Source organism: Pseudoxanthomonas sp. J35 (assembly GCF_000513995.1).
Classification (GTDB): Bacteria; Pseudomonadota; Gammaproteobacteria; order Xanthomonadales; family Xanthomonadaceae; genus Pseudoxanthomonas.
The window spans coordinates 93,176-107,473 of the sequence record NZ_AZVB01000009.1 but is presented as its reverse complement, the minus strand read 5'-3'; the positions used below and the strand labels follow the sequence as shown (position 1 = coordinate 107,473).

Sequence of the window (14,298 nt, the reverse complement as noted above, 5' to 3'; positions counted from 1 at the left end):
CGGGTGCGCACAGGCTGGCGCCAGGCGCGCACCGGAACCGGCCATGGCCTTGCCCCGCAGGACCGCATTCCCCGTCGAACACACCCGGCGCTTGCTGGAGCCTGGCCCGCTGGTGCTGATCAGCACCGCATGGAAGGAGCGGCGCGCGATCATGACCTGCGGCTGGCACATGATGCTCGGCTACGACCTCGTCGGAACGTATATCTGGGAGGCCAACACCAGCCACGCGCTGGCGCGACGCAGCCGGCAATGCGTGATCAACCTGCCCACCGAACCGCTGCTGGACACCGTGGCTCGGATCGGCAACTGCAGCAGCGCCGAGGTCGACAAGTTCGAGCGCTTCGGCCTGACCGCGCAGCCGGCCGACGAGGTCGAGGCGCCACTGGTCGGCGAGTGCCATGCCAGCTTCGAATGCCGGCTGCGCCGCACCCATATCAACGACGACTACCCGCTGTTCGTGTGGCAGGTGGTGCGTGCGCACGTCGCGTCGCGGCCGAAGTGGCCGCGCACCGTGCACTACCGCGGCGAAGGCCGGTTCATGGCGTCCGGCGACGAGACCAGCCGCCGGCGGCTGTTCCGCCCGGAGATGCTCGAGTCCTGATCAGTTCGCCACGGCGCGGTTGCGGGTCACCCGCGCCTGTCCATCGCGCAGCTCGAAGGTGAACGCCCACGACAGGGTCACCGGGACAGGCCTGGCCTCGAGCACCGGCCCGGCGCAACCGTCGCCGGTCCAGGAGCGGTTGCGGGTGGCGGCATCCGCGTATTCGCACATCAGCGCCGGCCGGAACTGCCAGCTCGCCATCGCCCCGCGCACCGCTTCGGCCAGCGGCTCCGGCGCCTCGCTGGCAGGCACGCAGCCTGGCGCGTCGACCAGGCGCACGTCGCGTACCGCGCCGTCGTCGGAAACCACCAGCGATGCGCACACGGTGAGGTCGAACGGGCTGGCGGGCCGGTAATGCGCCGGGAACTCCGGCGCATCGGTGGCCAGGAACTGCGGCAGCGAGAAGCCCTGGTGCGGGGCGAGTTCATAGCGCGATGCACCTGCCGGCATGATCATGTGCTGGCCCACGCCGGTGCTGATGTCATCGGGAGAGGCGCCGGTATCGGCGGTGCTGGCGCAGCCCGCGAGGGACAGCGCCAGCAGGCATCCCCGCCATCCACGGAAGCCCGCCTCGCCCTTCCGGGCCAGGCCCCGCGCAGCGCGCGGGCCGTGCACCGGGATCACGCCTGGCCGCCCTCTTCGGCCGCCGGCTTGTCCAGCTCGAAGCTGATCGGCACCCGCACGCGGCTGGGCAGGACGACCCCATCCCTGCTCCCCGGATTGAAGCGCCACTGCAGCACCGCCTCCATCGCCGCCGCCTCGAACACGCCCGCGGGCTTGGCATCCTCCACTTCCACCCCGGTCACGCGGCCCTCGGCGTCAACGTCGAGCAGCAGCACCACCAGGCCGGCGACGCGGGCATCCGCGGCGTCCTTGGGATAGCGCGGGGCTGGCATGTGCGTGGACGGCAGCGGCGACGATTCATGGGGTACTTGCGCCTGCTGCTGCGCCGCGTTGCCGGCGGAAACGGAGGCTCGTGCGGGCTGCGCCGCCCAGGCCATGCAGGCGGTACCGAGGGCCAGCAGGGACACGGACAGCACGGCGGCGATGCGCTGCCGCGATGATTGGACCGGATGCTTCAGCATTTCGATGCGCTCCTTCAGTGGATGCTGGAACGGCCAGTGGCAGCCCAGCGGGACGGGGGACGACTGCAGCAACTGCGCCTTGAGCATGGCCTCGCCATAGACACGCCTCTGGCCGGGATGGCGCGCGACCACGCCGGCGTCGCAGGCCAGCTCCTGGTCGTGGCGGAAGCGCCGCAGCGCCAGCGGCAGCAGCGGGTGGAACCAGAACAGGCAGTGCAGCAGCGCGGCGAAGGCGTTGGCCAGCAGGTCGCCGCGCCGCACGTGCAGGTGTTCGTGCTGCAGGATCAGCGCGCGCTCGGATTCGCTGTAGCGCTGCTCGAAATCGGCCGGCAACAGGATCCGCGGCCGCAGCACGCCGACCACCGCCGGCAGCGCGGCCCCGTCGCCGCTGGCCTGGAACACGCCGGGCCGCCACTCCTGCAGCCGCCCCAGCGCACGCCGGAAACGCCACTGCTGCCACGCCATCAGCAGCGCGGTGGCGAGCGCGCCGGCCAGCCACGCCGGCAGCAGCCACGCCTGCCACGCCGACGCATTGGTCCCGGCGGCGACAACGCTGGCCTGCAGCGGCACCAGCCATGCGTCGGCCACCGGCAGCTGGATCGCAACGCCGCCCCGGGGCAGCAGGGCCGCGACGAGCACGACCGGGACGCAGGCCCATAGCAGGTAGGCGCCCTGCGCGCCCCACAGGCTGCGGGCGGGGCGGCGCAGGCACAGCACCAGCGCGCAGGCTGCGGTGAGGGCCAGGGTCGCGCGCAACAGCATCGAAAGCTCAGCGTCCATCGCCTTGTCCTTCGTCCAGCCGGGATACCAGCCGCTTGAGTTCGGCGATGTCCGCCGCCGAGAGCCGGCCGCGCTCGCTGAAATGCGCCACCAGCGGCGCCACCCGGCCGCCGAACAGGCGCGCCAGCAGGCCCTCGCTCTGCTGCTGCACCCAGGCCTCACGCGCCAGCACGGGCGAGTAGAGGTAGCGCCGGCCCTCGCGCTCGGCACTGATCGCGCCCTTGTTGAGCAGGCGGTTGAGCAGGGTCTTGATCGTGGGCTCGGCCCAGCCGGTGGCCGGCGCCAGCGCGGCCACGACCTCTTCCGAGCTGCGCGGGCTGGACTGCCACAACACCTCCATGACCGCGGCCTCGGCTTCGGTGACAGGAATCGGTTCGGACATGGGAGCTCCGTTTACACACGTAATCCAAATTGGATTACAAGCGTAAACGGAGGTCGCGTCAAGTCCCCTGGCGCAGCTGGCATGATCCGCACTTCCCGGGACTGGAGATGCGCATGCGCTGGAACCCCTGGCGGACCCTTCTGCCCGGCCTGCTCCTGCTTGCCTCGCATGGCAGCGCGGCAGCCGGTGCGTTCGTTTCCGCGGCGGAGAACGACGGTGGCGGTTGCCCGGTCGTCGCGCCCGCGGCGGGCCACAGTGCTGGACTGCCGGACCCGCTTCTCCTTCCGGACGGCATGCGCGCGACCGACCCGGCGCAGTGGCGCTGCCTGCGCCAGCAGACCCTGCGTGCGCTGCAAGCACAGGTATACGGGACGAAGGGACCAGCACCCGCCGCCGTGACCGGCACGGTCGGCACCGACCGCATCGAGGTGGAAGTACGGCACGCCGGACGCAGCGAGCGCTTCAGCGCGCGGCTGCACCTGCCGGAAGGCGCCGGGCCGTTCCCGGCAATGCTGGTGATGGCCGGGGTGGCCGGGGTGAGCCCGGAACTGCTGGCGGCCGAAGGCGTGGCCTGGATCGAGTTTCCCGGCACGGTGCTCGGTGCGGAGACCGGCGAAGGACGGCGCAAGGAAGGGGCCTTCTACCGGCTGTACGGCGAACAGGTGGCCGGCACCGGCACGCTGATGGCCTGGGCCTGGGGCGTGAGCCGGATCATCGACGTGATCGCCGCGTCGGACGGCCGCTTGTTGCGCGCGGATGCGGTCGGCGTCAGCGGCTGCTCGCGGCATGGCAAGGGCGCGCTCGCGGCTGGCGCCTTCGACCAGCGCGTGGCGCTGACCGTGCCTATCGAATCCGGCGCCGGCGGCGTGCCGACGTGGCGCGGCGCCCCCGAAGGCGCACAGCCGGCGTCCAGCGCCTTCGGCGAGCAACCGTGGCTGGGCGATGCCTTCGGCCGGTACATCGACGATCCGCGGCGTCTCGCGGTGGACCAGCACCAGGTCCTGGCCCTGGTCGCCCCCCGTGGCCTGCTGGTGCTGGACAACCCGCACGTGGCCTGGCTCGGCGCGCCAGCCGGCCATGCCAGTGCTCGCGCCGCCGTGCCGGTCTACGCGGCGCTGGGCGTCCCCGGCAACCTGGGCTACCACGCCGACGTCGCCGATCCCCGGCATTGCGCCTGGCGTCCGGAGTGGGACGCACCGGCGCGGGCGGCCATCCGCCGCCACCTGCTGCGCCAGCCGGCAGACGACCCGGGCTTCAGTGTCCCCGCGAACTGGCCAGGGCACTGATCGATCCGGCGTGGCGGCTTGAAGCCCGCCGTTGCGCCATCATCTCTGTCGTACGCCCCCACCCCGGATTGCCATGACCACCCGCGCCGACCAGATCCACCAGGCGATCTCCACCGCCCTGCAGCCGTCCCACCTGGAGGTGCTGGACGAAAGCCACATGCACAGCCGCGGGCTGGAGACACACTACAAGGCGGTGATCGTCAGTGATGCCTTCGAAGGCCGGCGCCTGATCCAGCGGCACCAGGCGGTGTACGCCGCCGTGGGCCCGCTCATGCAGCAGATCCACGCCCTCACCATGCACACGTACACGCCGGCCGAGTGGGGCGACGGCGCGCAGGTGCCGGATTCGCCACATTGCCGCGGCGGCAGCAAGCACGACCTCTGAGCCGGCCGGCTCCGGCCGCCGCAACGCGGCTCCCACTTCGCTGAACGACGACGGCGCGCCTTCACGCGCGGCGTGCACGGGCATCCGCAGCCTGACGGGCAACCCAGGAACGGACCTGCCCATGCCTCGCCCGCCATTCACGTGCCTCGCCCTTGCCATGCTGCTGGCCGCGTCCGCAGCCGCTTCCGCTGAAGACGCTCCGGGGTTGGTTGCCGCCACCGAAGACCGCGCCGTCCGCGAAGGCGAAGCCGCCCTGCTGCGCCTGCAGATACTGCTGGATCGGGCGCGGTTCTCGCCTGGCGAGATCGATGGCCTGGCCGGTTCCAACCAGGCCCGTGCACTCCGCGGCTACCAGGAGGCGCATGGACTGGCGGTCACCGGCGAGCCGGACGGGGCGACGTGGGAAGCGCTCGAGCGCGACGCTTCCCCGGTACTGGCCGACTACACCCTCACCGCGGCGGACATCGACGGTCCTTATGTCGAGCTGCCCGAGGACGCGATGGACAAGGCGAAGCTCGAGGCCCTCGGCTACACCTCGCTGGCGGAGGCCCTCGGCGAGCGCTTCCACGCCAGCCCGGCGCTGCTGCGCCGCCTCAACCCCGGACTCGGGACGGCGCGAGCGGGCGATGCGATCAAGGTCCCGGCCGTCGCCACAGGGACCGGATTGCCAGGGAAGCCCGCGCGCATCGTCGTCGACCGCAGCGAATCGGTGCTGCGCGTGGTCGATGGCGCAGAGCGCACGCTTGCGCAGTTCCCGGCCTCCACCGGCAGCGAGCACGATCCGCTGCCGATCGGCGACTGGAAGATCGTCGCCGTGGTCGAGGACCCGGTGTTCCACTACAACCCGGACCTGTTCTGGGACGCGGACCCTTCGCACAGCAAGGCGAAGCTCGCGCCCGGGCCGAACAATCCGGTAGGCACGGTGTGGATCGACCTGTCCAAGCCGCACTACGGCATCCACGGCACGCCGGAGCCGGCGACCGTCGGCAAGCACCAGTCGCATGGCTGCATCCGCCTGACCAACTGGGATGCGAAGGCGCTGGCGGCGCTGGTCGATGTCAGCGTGCCAGTGACGCTGCAGGAATGAGCCGGGACCGTAACGGACGCTGCCGATGAGAACGATGCTCGCATTGCTGGCCGGAGCGCTGCTGATCGCCCTGGTGCTCTTCCTGCTGGTGCGCCTGGATGGCGCCAGCGGCTCGCTGGTGGAGGTCAATCCGACCCGCACGCCGGCCCCCATGGCGGATGTCGCCAGTGCGCCGGCGCCCACCCCCGGCTACCCGCCGCAACCGGCCACGCCCCCGGTGACGCTCTCGCCGCGGTCCGTGCCGCCAGCTTCGCCATCGCCGCTGCTGGTGCCGGTGCAGGGCATCGAGGCCAGCGCGCTGCAGGACACCTTCGCCGGTGCGCGCAGCGCCGGTCGCCAGCATGATGCGATCGACATCATGGCGCCAGCCGGCACGCCGGTACTGGCGGTGGCCGACGGCACCGTCGAGAAGCTGTTCGACAGCAGGCAGGGCGGACTGACCCTGTACCAGTTCGAGCCCAGCGGGCGCCTGGCCTATTACTACGCGCACCTGCAGGGCTACGCCGATGGCATCGCCGAAGGCCAGGCCCTCCGCCGCGGCCAGGTCATCGGCTATGTCGGCTCCACCGGGAATGCCTCGCCCGATGCGCCGCACCTGCACTTCGCCATCTTCGTGCTCGGCCCGGAACGGCGCTGGTGGGAAGGCACGGCGGTGAACCCGTATCCGGTGCTGCGCGGCGAGGCGCCGCTGCCCTGAGCCGCATCGCGCGATCGCGCCACGCGGCGCGGAAAAGAAAAGGGACGCCTGCGCGTCCCCTTTTCCGTTGCAGCCATCGCGGTCGCGTCAGAGCGACTTCGCCGCCTCGACCACCGCCTCGGCGGTAATGCCGAAGTACTTGAACAGCTCGCCGGCCGGAGCGGAGGCGCCGAAGCGGTCCAGGCCCACGACCGCGCCGTCCAGGCCCACGTACTTGCGCCAGTAGTCGGTCACACCCGCCTCGACCGCCACGCGCTTGCGCACGGACTTCGGCAGCACCGACTCGCGGTAGGCCGCATCCTGGCGGTCGAACACCTCGGTCGACGGCATCGAGACCACGCGGGTCTTCAGGCCCGCCGCGTCCAGCGCCTTCTTCGCTTCCACCGCCAGGCCCACTTCCGAACCGGTGCCGATCAGGATCACGTCCGGGGCGCCGCCCTCGGCATCGGCCAGCACGTAGCCGCCACGCTCGATCAGCTTCACCTGGGCCTCGTCGCGCGGCTGGTGCGGCAGGTTCTGGCGGCTGAAGACCAGCACGCTCGGGCCGTCCTGGCGCAGGATCGCGGCCTTCCACGCCGCCGCCGACTCGACCGCGTCGCACGGACGCCACACGTCGTTGTTCGGGATGTAGCGCAGCGAAGCCAGGTGCTCGACCGGCTGGTGGGTCGGGCCGTCCTCGCCCAGGCCGATCGAGTCGTGGGTATAGACGTGGATCACGTGCGCCGGGATCAACGCGCTCATGCGCAGCGCATTGCGTGCGTAGTCGCTGAACACCAGGAAGGTGGCGTCGAACGGCAGGAAGCCGCCGTGCAAGGCGATGCCGTTGGCGATCGCGCTCATGCCGAACTCGCGCACGCCGTAGTGCACGTAGTTGGCGTCCGGATCGGCCCCGGTCACCGACTTGCTGGCCTTCCACTGGGTCAGGTTGGACGGGGTCAGGTCGGCCGAGCCGCCGATCAGTTCCGGCAGCAGCGGGGCGAAGGCGCCGATCGCGTTCTGCGAGGCCTTGCGCGAGGCGATGGTCGGGCCCTCGGCCTGCACCGCGGCGATGTAGGCGTCGGCCTTGCCGGCGAAGTCTTCCGGCAGCCTGCCCTGCATGCGGCGGGCGAACTCGGCGGCCGCCTCCGGGTCCTGCGCGGCATAGCGCTCGAACAGCGCCTGCCACTGCGCCTGACGCTGCGCGCCGTCGCCGCGGCGCCAGCCGGCATAGATCTCTTCCGGCACCTCGAACGGCGCATACGGCCAGTCCAGCGCCTTGCGTGCGCCTTCGATCTCGTCCTTGCCCAGCGGCGCGCCGTGCGACTCTTCCTTGCCGGCCTTGTTCGGGGCGCCGAAGCCGATCACGGTCTTGCAGCAGACCAGGCTGGGCCTGTCGGTGACCGCGATCGCGGCCTCGATCGCCGCCTTGATCGCCTCCGGGTCGTGGCCATCGACGCCGCGGACCACGTGCCAGCCGTAGGCCTCGAAGCGCGCCGGGGTGTCGTCGGTGAACCAGTCGTGGACTTCGCCGTCGATGGAGATGCCGTTGTCGTCCCAGAACGCAGTCAGCTTGCCCAAACCCCAGGTGCCGGCCAGCGAGGCGGCCTCGTGGGACACGCCTTCCATCATGCAGCCGTCGCCCATGAACACCCAGGTGCGGTGGTCGACCAGGTCCAGGCCGGGCTTGTTGTAGCGCTGCGCCAGCAGCTTCTCGGCCAGGGCGAAGCCGACGGCGTTGGCGAAGCCCTGCCCCAGCGGACCGGTGGTGGTCTCGACGCCGGGGGTCTCGTGGCGTTCGGGGTGGCCGGCGGTCCTGCTGTGCAGCTGGCGGAAGCGCTTGAGCTCTTCCAGCGGCAGGTCGTAGCCGCTCAGGTGCAGCAGCGCGTAGTGGAGCATCGAGCCGTGGCCGTTGGACAGCACGAAGCGGTCGCGATCGGCCCAATGCGGGTCGGCCGGGTTGTGCCGCAGGTAGTCGTTCCACAGCACTTCGGCGATGTCGGCCATGCCCATGGGCATGCCCGGATGGCCGGACTTGGCGGCCTCGACCGCGTCGGCGGCGAGGAAACGGATGGCGTTGGCGAGCTGTCGGCGGGTCGGCGTCGTCATGTCGGGGGCTGGAAGGGTCGGAGGCGCCCGCGGCGCTGCGGGCAGCCTATTGTCCCATCCTTGTCCACGCCTGTCCTGCACTGCAGCGAAGAACGCCGTCCCGCGGCCCTCCCGGGCACGGTTGGCCGCGAAACTATCGTGGGCCTGCGCGGCCGCGGCGTCTCATCCGGCGCTGCGGGTGCCCTCCACCGGCGCGGGATCGTCCTGCTCGCCGCGCGACACCAGGGTCGCCAGGGTCAGGTCGCCGCTGACGTTGAGCGTGGTCCGGCACATGTCGAGGAAGTGGTTCACGCCGAGGATCAGGCCGATGCCGATCGGATCCACGCCGGCCATCGCGCAGATCAGCGCCACCACCGGCAGCGAGCCGGAGGGCACGCCGGCGGTGCCGATGCCGCCGAGGATGCACACCAGCATCACCATGAACTGCTGGCCCACGCTCAGGTCCACGGCGAAGAACTGCGCCAGGAAGATCACCGTCACGCCCTCGAACAGGGCCGTGCCGTTCTGGTTGGCAGTGGCGCCGACGGTCAGCACGAAGCGCGAGACCTTGTGCGGCAGGCCCATCTGGTCGGCCACGCGCAGCGCGGTCGGCAGGGTGGCGTTGCTCGAGGCGGTGGAGAAGGCCATCACCGCCGCTTCCTGGATGTCGCGGAAGAAGGCCAGCGGCGAGCGCCCGGCCATCCGCACGGCGATACCGTAGGTCACGAACATGTGGATGGCCAGCGCCACCACCACCACGCCGACGTAGGCGCCCAACCGCACCAGCAGCTCGAAGCCGAAGATCGCCGCCAGGTTGAACATGAAGCAGAACACCGCGTACGGCGCCAGGCGGATGACCAGGCCGATCAGGGTCATCGACACCTCGAACACGCCCTCGATGCCGCGGCGCAGGGTGGCGACCTTGTCGTCGTCGGTCAGGACCATGCCCACGCCGAACATCACCGCGAAGAACATCAGCGCCAGGATCGAGCCGTTGTCCGAGGCGGCCTGGATCACGTTGCTCGGCACGATCGACAGGAGCACGTCCATGCCGCGCGGCTGGGTGTCGATGCTGGCCACGATCTCGCGGCTGCGCTCGACGTTCTGTGCCAGCAGCTGCTGCGCCAGCGCCGGATCCACGCCCGCGCCGGGCTTGAGCAGGTTGACCAGCACCAGGCCCAGCAGCACCGCCACGCCGGACAGCAGGATGGTGTAGGCCATCGTCTTCCAGCCGATCCGCCCCAGCGTGCGGATGTCGCCCATGTCGGCGATGCCCATGACCAGCGCCGAGAACAGCAGCGGCACGATCAGCATGAAGATCAGGTTGAGGAACAGCCGCGAAGCCGGTGTGGTCACGTAGTTCGTGAACGCCTGCACCCAGCCGGCATCGGCGCCGACGGCCACGTGTACGAGCAGGCCGAGCACCAGGCCCAGGCCGAAGCCCAGTCCCATCTTCCACGGCATCGGCCAGCTCTTGCGCGGCTTGTCGGACATCCGGTGTTCCCCCCTGAGAAACGAAATCCCGATCCTAGCAAACCGCCGTGCCCGGCTTCACCGCTCCGGATACAGGGGCGGCAGGGGTTCGCGCGCCGCCGCCGGCGTCGCCTTCCAGCGGGGGCCCTCGCGGAACGCCGAGCGCAGCGCGACGCGTGCGGCGGAGGCATCGCCATCGCCGGCCCACAGCGCCCGCCGCATCGCCTCCAGTGCCTCGCGCTGGCGTGGATCGTCCAGCCGCGCCAGCAGCGCATCGAGGTCCGCCGCCGGCGGGTCGGCCATGCGCTGCAGCATGCGCACCACCTCGTCGAAGCTGCCGGCATCGAGGAGGCGTCGAAGGTCCATCAGCACGGGCCGGGACCGGTACGCGCCAGCGGTCGCATCTTCGCTGGCCGCGCCACGCGCATGCCGGCGCCGCAGCGACCAGGCCCAGGCCAGCGTGGCCAGCCACAGCACCGCCAGCACCGCCGCGAGCCAGGGCCACAGCCGGTTGCCCGCGGAAGCCGGAGACGATGGCACGGCGTTCCCCGCCATCGCGTCGGACGGGGACGGCGCCACCGTGCCGCCACCCGCGGACGTGGCATCCGGGTTGCCGGGCGCCACTTCGAGCGCCAGGTCCGGAAGCGTCGCCGCCTCCGCGCGCCGCTCGCGCACGTTCCACCAGTCGATGCGCGGCCCGGCCACGCGCAATCGGCCCGGCGCCAATGGCACCACCGCGTAGCGGCGCACGACGGTCAGCTGCGGGCCGCCGTCGATGAAGCGCTCGGTGGTCTCGGCACGTTCGGGGAACACCTGGGCCCCGTCCACCCGCGGCACCGGGATGTCCGGAAACTGCGCCGCGGTGACCCCGCGCGCCACCGCTTCCACCGCGATCTCGACGGCTTCGCCGGCACGTCCGGCCGCCGGCGCCGCCAGGTAGCGCAGGCGCAGCTCGCGCAACGGCAGCCACGGCTGCGGCGCGTTGGCCGGTTGCGCGCGCACCTGCAAGGTCTGCGGGGGCGACTGCGCCGACAGTTCGCGGCGGCCGCCGCCACCACCGAAGAAATCCTCGAAGAACCCCGCCGCCGCGCGGCCACGGAAACGCGCCGGCGGCAGCAGCAGCGGGCCGCTGCGCTCGGGCACCAGCAGGTAGCGGCGCTCGACCACGTGGTAGCGGCGGCCGCCGACCTCACGGCTGCTCTGCACGTCGTCGCCGACGCGCTGCAGCGATGCCCCGTCCGGGGCATCCTGGACCAGTTCGCCGGACAGCAGCGGCGTGGCGTAGTGCAGCCGCACCACCAGGCCGACGCCCTGCTGCACATAGGGCGCCGGATCGTCGACCACGACCTCGACGAAGGCGTCGCCGCGCGGTACCTGCGCGCGCGCTTCGCTCACCTGCAGGCGCAGCGGCGCGGTGCGCTCGGCTCCGACCGCCAGCGCCGGCACGTCCAGCGCCCCGCTGCGCCGCGGCGTCAGGGCGATGCCGAACAGCGTGCGTCCATTGCGGTCGCTGCGGTAGGGCTGGCCAAGTTCGAATCCCGCCGCCAGCGGCCGGTAATCGGGCGCCACGCCGGCCTGGTCGGTCTCGATGTTGAGGGTCACCGCATCGCCCATCGCGGCGGTTTCGCGATCCAGCCACGCGCGCGTTTCGCCCAGCGCGGCGAACGCGGGCAGGCAGGCGAAGACCAGCACCGCGAGCCACGCCAGGCCGCGCCGCGCGGGCGGGCACGGCGCACCCGGGATGGCGGGTCGATAGCGCGACGGCTCATGCATTGTCATCGTCCCTCCCGCAGGCGGCGTTCGTATTCGAGGCGGAACCTGGCCCGGAGCAGTCCACCGGGATCGTCGGGAATGCGCCGCAGCCAGGCCTCGCGGGCCTGGCGCTCCTCGCGCGTCTGCGCGTCCTCCTGCGCCTCCGCCGGGACCTGTTCCTGCGGCTCTTCGCCACCCTGCTGCAGCGCCTCCTGCATGCGCTCGCGCTGCTCGCGGTCGGCCTGTTCCTGGCGCTGGCGCGCCTGTCCGTCTTCCGCCTGCGGCTCGGGGCCTTCGTCGGGCTTCCCGGCATCGCCACGATCCTGCGGCTGGCCGGGATCATCCGGAGGACGCTGCTGGCCCTGGGAATCCTGCGACGGGTCGTCGCCCTGTTCCGGTTCGCCGTCCTGCGCCGGCTGCGGTTCGCCACCCTGCCGTTTCCCGGACCGGCCCTGCCCTTCCTGCTGCTGGCGCCGCGCGGCTTCGACCACGCGCCGGTTGGCGATTGCATCCTCCATGCCCGGCGACCGCGCGAGGGCGCGGTCGTAGGCGGCAATGGCCTCGTCGTAGCGGCCCTGGCGCGCCAGCGCGTTGCCGAGGTTGTAATCGGCATCGGCGCCGCGTGCGCTGGCGCCGGCGAAAGCCTCTCCTGCCGTGGCGTAGTCACCCTGGCGGTAGGCCTCGACCCCGCGCTCGATGCGCTGCTGCGCCTGCTGGTCGGCGCGCCGCCACCAGCCGCCCTCGTCCTCCGCGCCGGCGGCGCGCGCCGGGCCCGGCATCGCCAGCAGCACGGCCAGCGGCAGCGCGGCCAGCACCCCGGCGCCGCGACGGAACACCAGCAGCGCCACCAGCACCAGCAGCGGCGGCAGCAGCCAATAGCCCTGGTCGAGCCAGACGCGCTGGCCGTCGCCACGCAGGCTTTCCTGCTCGGCGCGGGGCACCAGCACGCCCAGCGCGCGCAGGTCGGAATCGTCCGCGGCGAGCCTGGCGTAGCCGCCACCGCCCGCGGCGGCGAGGGCGCGCAGCGCGGCCTCGTCCAGCCGCGCCGGCCGCGTCGCGCCGGCACCGTCGCGGTACATCGCGCCGGCCGGCGTGCCCAGGCCGATGACCGATATCCGGTAGCCCTGCGTCGCGATCGCGCCCGCGATGGCCTGCGCCTCCGCTTCGGCCTCGCCGGTGAGCAGCAGGATGTCGCCATGCTCGAAGCCGGCCTGCCGCAGCAAGGTGGCGGCGTGGGTCAACGCGCGTTCGACGCGGTGCCCGTCGACCGGCATCAGGTCGGGGGCCAGCGCTTCGAGGAACAGCGCGACGTTGCCGGCATCGGCGGTCAGCGGCGCCACCGGGTACGCGTCCTCGGCCCAGGCCACCAGCCCGACCTCGCCGCCCTCGCGCTCCCGCAGCAGGGTCTCGATCTTGGCCCGCGCCTGCGCCAGGCGCGTCGGCGGCAGGTCGGGCGCGAGCATCGAAGCGGAGAGGTCCAGGGCGACGACCAGCGGCGTGCGCGATTCCTGGCGCGGCTGCGCCTCCTGGCGCCAACCCGGACCGGCCAGGGCGAGCACGGACAGGACCCACGCCAGCGAGATGCCGGCCAGCCGCCAGCCGCTGCGCCCGCGACCGGGTTCGATGAGGTGCGCGAGCAGGTGCGGGTCCACCGCGTCCCGCCAGGCCTCGCGGCGGTGGCGATGCCACAGCAGCCACAGCAGCGGCAGCGCGCACAGCGCCCACAGCCACAGCGGGCGCTGCAGGTGCACGGCGGGCAGCTGCTGCAGCCAGGCGATGCTCATGCGGCACGCCTCCGCAGCGGTACGGCGACGACCATCAGCAGCAGCGCTGCACCCAGCGGCCACGGATACAGCTCGATGCGCGGACGCACCGGCGCGGCGGCCACGTCCACCGGCTCGAGCCGGTCGAGCTCGGCATAGATGTCCGCCAGCTGGCCGGTATCGCGGGCGCGGAAGAAGCGGCCCCCGGTCATCGCCGCGATCTGGCGCAAGGTGTCCTCGTCGACTTCCTCGCCCTGCACCGGCAACGGCACGCCGAACAGCGAACGCATGCCGCCGCCTCCGAAGGCGATGGTGTACACGCGCACGCCTTCGGCCTGGGCCAGCGCGGCGGCGCGCAGCGGTTCGATCACGCCGGCGGTGTTGACGCCGTCGGTGAGCAGCACCAGCACGCGCTGGCCTTCGGGCTGCTCGCGCAGGCGCTTCACCCCCAGGCCGATGGCGTCGCCCAGCGCGGTCTCGCGACCGGCCAGGCCGGCGACACTGTCGCGCAGCTGCAGGCGCACCGATTCACGGTCGAGGGTGAGCGGGGCGAGCATGTAGGCGCGCTGGCCGAACACGAGCAGGCCGACGCGGTCGCCCGCGCGCCGTTCGAGGAAATCGGCGATCACCGCCTTGGCCGCGGTCAGGCGGTCGACCACCTGACCGCCCAGTTCCATGTCCGGATCGCTCATGCTGCCGGACAGGTCGACCGCCAGCAGCATCTGCCGCGCCTGGTGCGGCGGCAGCTGCGCCTCGCCCAGCTGCTGCGGGCGCGCGGCGGCGGCGCACAGCAGCAGCCAGGCCAGCAGCGGCAGCAGCCAGGCGACGGCGGCACTGCCCGCCTCGGCGCCCGCCACTTCCTCGAGCCGCGCGCCCCACGGGACGCGCAACGCGGCAACCGCAGGCTGCCGGGGCGGCAGCATCCAGGCCAGCAGCGGCAGCG

General features: G+C 72.2%; 13 protein-coding genes. 5 read left to right on the top strand and 8 right to left on the bottom strand.

Annotated elements, in window-relative coordinates:
* Positions 1-43 precede the first annotated feature (43 nt).
* Positions 44-601 carry a flavin reductase family protein gene (locus PSEJ35_RS0107460; RefSeq protein WP_028917239.1) on the top strand — a complete coding sequence of 186 codons (558 nt, stop codon included), beginning with the start codon at positions 44-46 and terminating at the stop codon, positions 599-601.
* On the opposite strand, the gene PSEJ35_RS0107455 is transcribed toward PSEJ35_RS0107460, so the two are convergent.
* The 3 genes from PSEJ35_RS0107455 to PSEJ35_RS15710 all read right to left on the bottom strand — a co-directional run bounded on the left by PSEJ35_RS0107455 (position 602) and on the right by PSEJ35_RS15710 (position 2,836).
* A complete protein-coding gene (locus tag PSEJ35_RS0107455; protein WP_232207599.1) occupies positions 602-1,051 on the bottom strand; it encodes a hypothetical protein in 450 nt (149 codons plus the stop codon).
* A 170-nt stretch (positions 1,052-1,221) separates the two neighbouring features.
* A complete protein-coding gene (locus PSEJ35_RS15715; RefSeq protein WP_037082713.1) occupies positions 1,222-2,466 on the bottom strand; it encodes a TonB family protein in 1,245 nt (414 codons plus the stop codon).
* Positions 2,456-2,836, bottom strand: coding sequence for a BlaI/MecI/CopY family transcriptional regulator (locus PSEJ35_RS15710; RefSeq protein ID WP_037082745.1), 381 nt, complete (start codon positions 2,834-2,836; stop codon positions 2,456-2,458). Before PSEJ35_RS15710 ends, PSEJ35_RS15715 begins: the two co-directional genes overlap by 11 nt.
* A 305-nt stretch (positions 2,837-3,141) precedes the next feature.
* Between PSEJ35_RS15710 and PSEJ35_RS15705 the strand changes: the two genes are divergently transcribed.
* From PSEJ35_RS15705 to PSEJ35_RS0107425, 4 genes are all read left to right on the top strand, one after another.
* A complete protein-coding gene (locus PSEJ35_RS15705) occupies positions 3,142-4,134 on the top strand; it encodes a topoisomerase (protein WP_232207598.1) in 993 nt (330 codons plus the stop codon).
* A gap of 73 nt (positions 4,135-4,207) precedes the next feature.
* Entirely contained in the window at positions 4,208-4,519 is a 312-nt protein-coding gene (locus PSEJ35_RS0107435) for a BolA family protein (protein WP_028917237.1), read from the top strand.
* A gap of 121 nt (positions 4,520-4,640) precedes the next feature.
* Positions 4,641-5,606 carry a L,D-transpeptidase gene (locus PSEJ35_RS0107430; RefSeq protein ID WP_037082711.1) on the top strand — a complete coding sequence of 322 codons (966 nt, stop codon included), beginning with the start codon at positions 4,641-4,643 and terminating at the stop codon, positions 5,604-5,606.
* A 25-nt stretch (positions 5,607-5,631) separates the two neighbouring features.
* Positions 5,632-6,303, top strand: coding sequence for a M23 family metallopeptidase (locus tag PSEJ35_RS0107425; RefSeq protein ID WP_028917235.1), 672 nt, complete (start codon positions 5,632-5,634; stop codon positions 6,301-6,303).
* Between the two features lie 87 nt (positions 6,304-6,390).
* Here PSEJ35_RS0107425 and tkt read toward each other — a convergent pair whose 3' ends face one another.
* The 5 genes from tkt to PSEJ35_RS0107400 form a co-directional block, all read right to left on the bottom strand.
* Positions 6,391-8,388 carry a transketolase gene (gene tkt, locus PSEJ35_RS0107420; protein WP_028917234.1) on the bottom strand — a complete coding sequence of 666 codons (1,998 nt, stop codon included), beginning with the start codon at positions 8,386-8,388 and terminating at the stop codon, positions 6,391-6,393.
* A gap of 162 nt (positions 8,389-8,550) precedes the next feature.
* Complete coding sequence (locus PSEJ35_RS15700; RefSeq protein WP_037082709.1) at positions 8,551-9,861, bottom strand: dicarboxylate/amino acid:cation symporter; 1,311 nt, start codon at positions 9,859-9,861, stop codon at positions 8,551-8,553.
* Positions 9,862-9,918: 57 nt separating this feature from the next.
* Positions 9,919-11,619, bottom strand: coding sequence for a BatD family protein (locus tag PSEJ35_RS0107410; protein WP_232207597.1), 1,701 nt, complete (start codon positions 11,617-11,619; stop codon positions 9,919-9,921).
* Complete coding sequence (locus tag PSEJ35_RS0107405; protein WP_028917232.1) at positions 11,616-13,376, bottom strand: VWA domain-containing protein; 1,761 nt, start codon at positions 13,374-13,376, stop codon at positions 11,616-11,618. The genes PSEJ35_RS0107410 and PSEJ35_RS0107405 overlap by 4 nt, the downstream gene beginning before the upstream one ends.
* Positions 13,373-14,278 (bottom strand): VWA domain-containing protein, encoded by a 906-nt coding sequence (locus PSEJ35_RS0107400; RefSeq protein ID WP_084635482.1) that lies wholly within the window; start codon positions 14,276-14,278, stop codon positions 13,373-13,375. Before PSEJ35_RS0107400 ends, PSEJ35_RS0107405 begins: the two co-directional genes overlap by 4 nt.
* Positions 14,279-14,298 lie beyond the last annotated feature (20 nt).

Bases quoted from the DNA above. Each gene is read 5' to 3' on its own strand.
- tkt (WP_028917234.1), bottom strand. From the start codon at position 8,388: ATGACGACGCCGACCCGCCGACAGCTCGCCAACGCCATCCGTTTCCTC.
- PSEJ35_RS0107400 (WP_084635482.1), bottom strand. From the start codon at position 14,278: ATGCTGCCGCCCCGGCAGCCTGCGGTTGCCGCGTTGCGCGTCCCGTGG.
- PSEJ35_RS0107455 (WP_232207599.1), bottom strand. From the start codon at position 1,051: ATGCCGGCAGGTGCATCGCGCTATGAACTCGCCCCGCACCAGGGCTTC.
- PSEJ35_RS0107430 (WP_037082711.1), top strand. From the start codon at position 4,641: ATGCCTCGCCCGCCATTCACGTGCCTCGCCCTTGCCATGCTGCTGGCC.
- PSEJ35_RS15700 (WP_037082709.1), bottom strand. From the start codon at position 9,861: ATGTCCGACAAGCCGCGCAAGAGCTGGCCGATGCCGTGGAAGATGGGA.
- PSEJ35_RS0107425 (WP_028917235.1), top strand. From the start codon at position 5,632: ATGAGAACGATGCTCGCATTGCTGGCCGGAGCGCTGCTGATCGCCCTG.
- PSEJ35_RS0107405 (WP_028917232.1), bottom strand. From the start codon at position 13,376: ATGAGCATCGCCTGGCTGCAGCAGCTGCCCGCCGTGCACCTGCAGCGC.
- PSEJ35_RS0107460 (WP_028917239.1), top strand. From the start codon at position 44: ATGGCCTTGCCCCGCAGGACCGCATTCCCCGTCGAACACACCCGGCGC.
- PSEJ35_RS15705 (WP_232207598.1), top strand. From the start codon at position 3,142: ATGCGCGCGACCGACCCGGCGCAGTGGCGCTGCCTGCGCCAGCAGACC.
- PSEJ35_RS0107435 (WP_028917237.1), top strand. From the start codon at position 4,208: ATGACCACCCGCGCCGACCAGATCCACCAGGCGATCTCCACCGCCCTG.
- PSEJ35_RS15715 (WP_037082713.1), bottom strand. From the start codon at position 2,466: ATGGACGCTGAGCTTTCGATGCTGTTGCGCGCGACCCTGGCCCTCACC.
- PSEJ35_RS0107410 (WP_232207597.1), bottom strand. From the start codon at position 11,619: ATGACAATGCATGAGCCGTCGCGCTATCGACCCGCCATCCCGGGTGCG.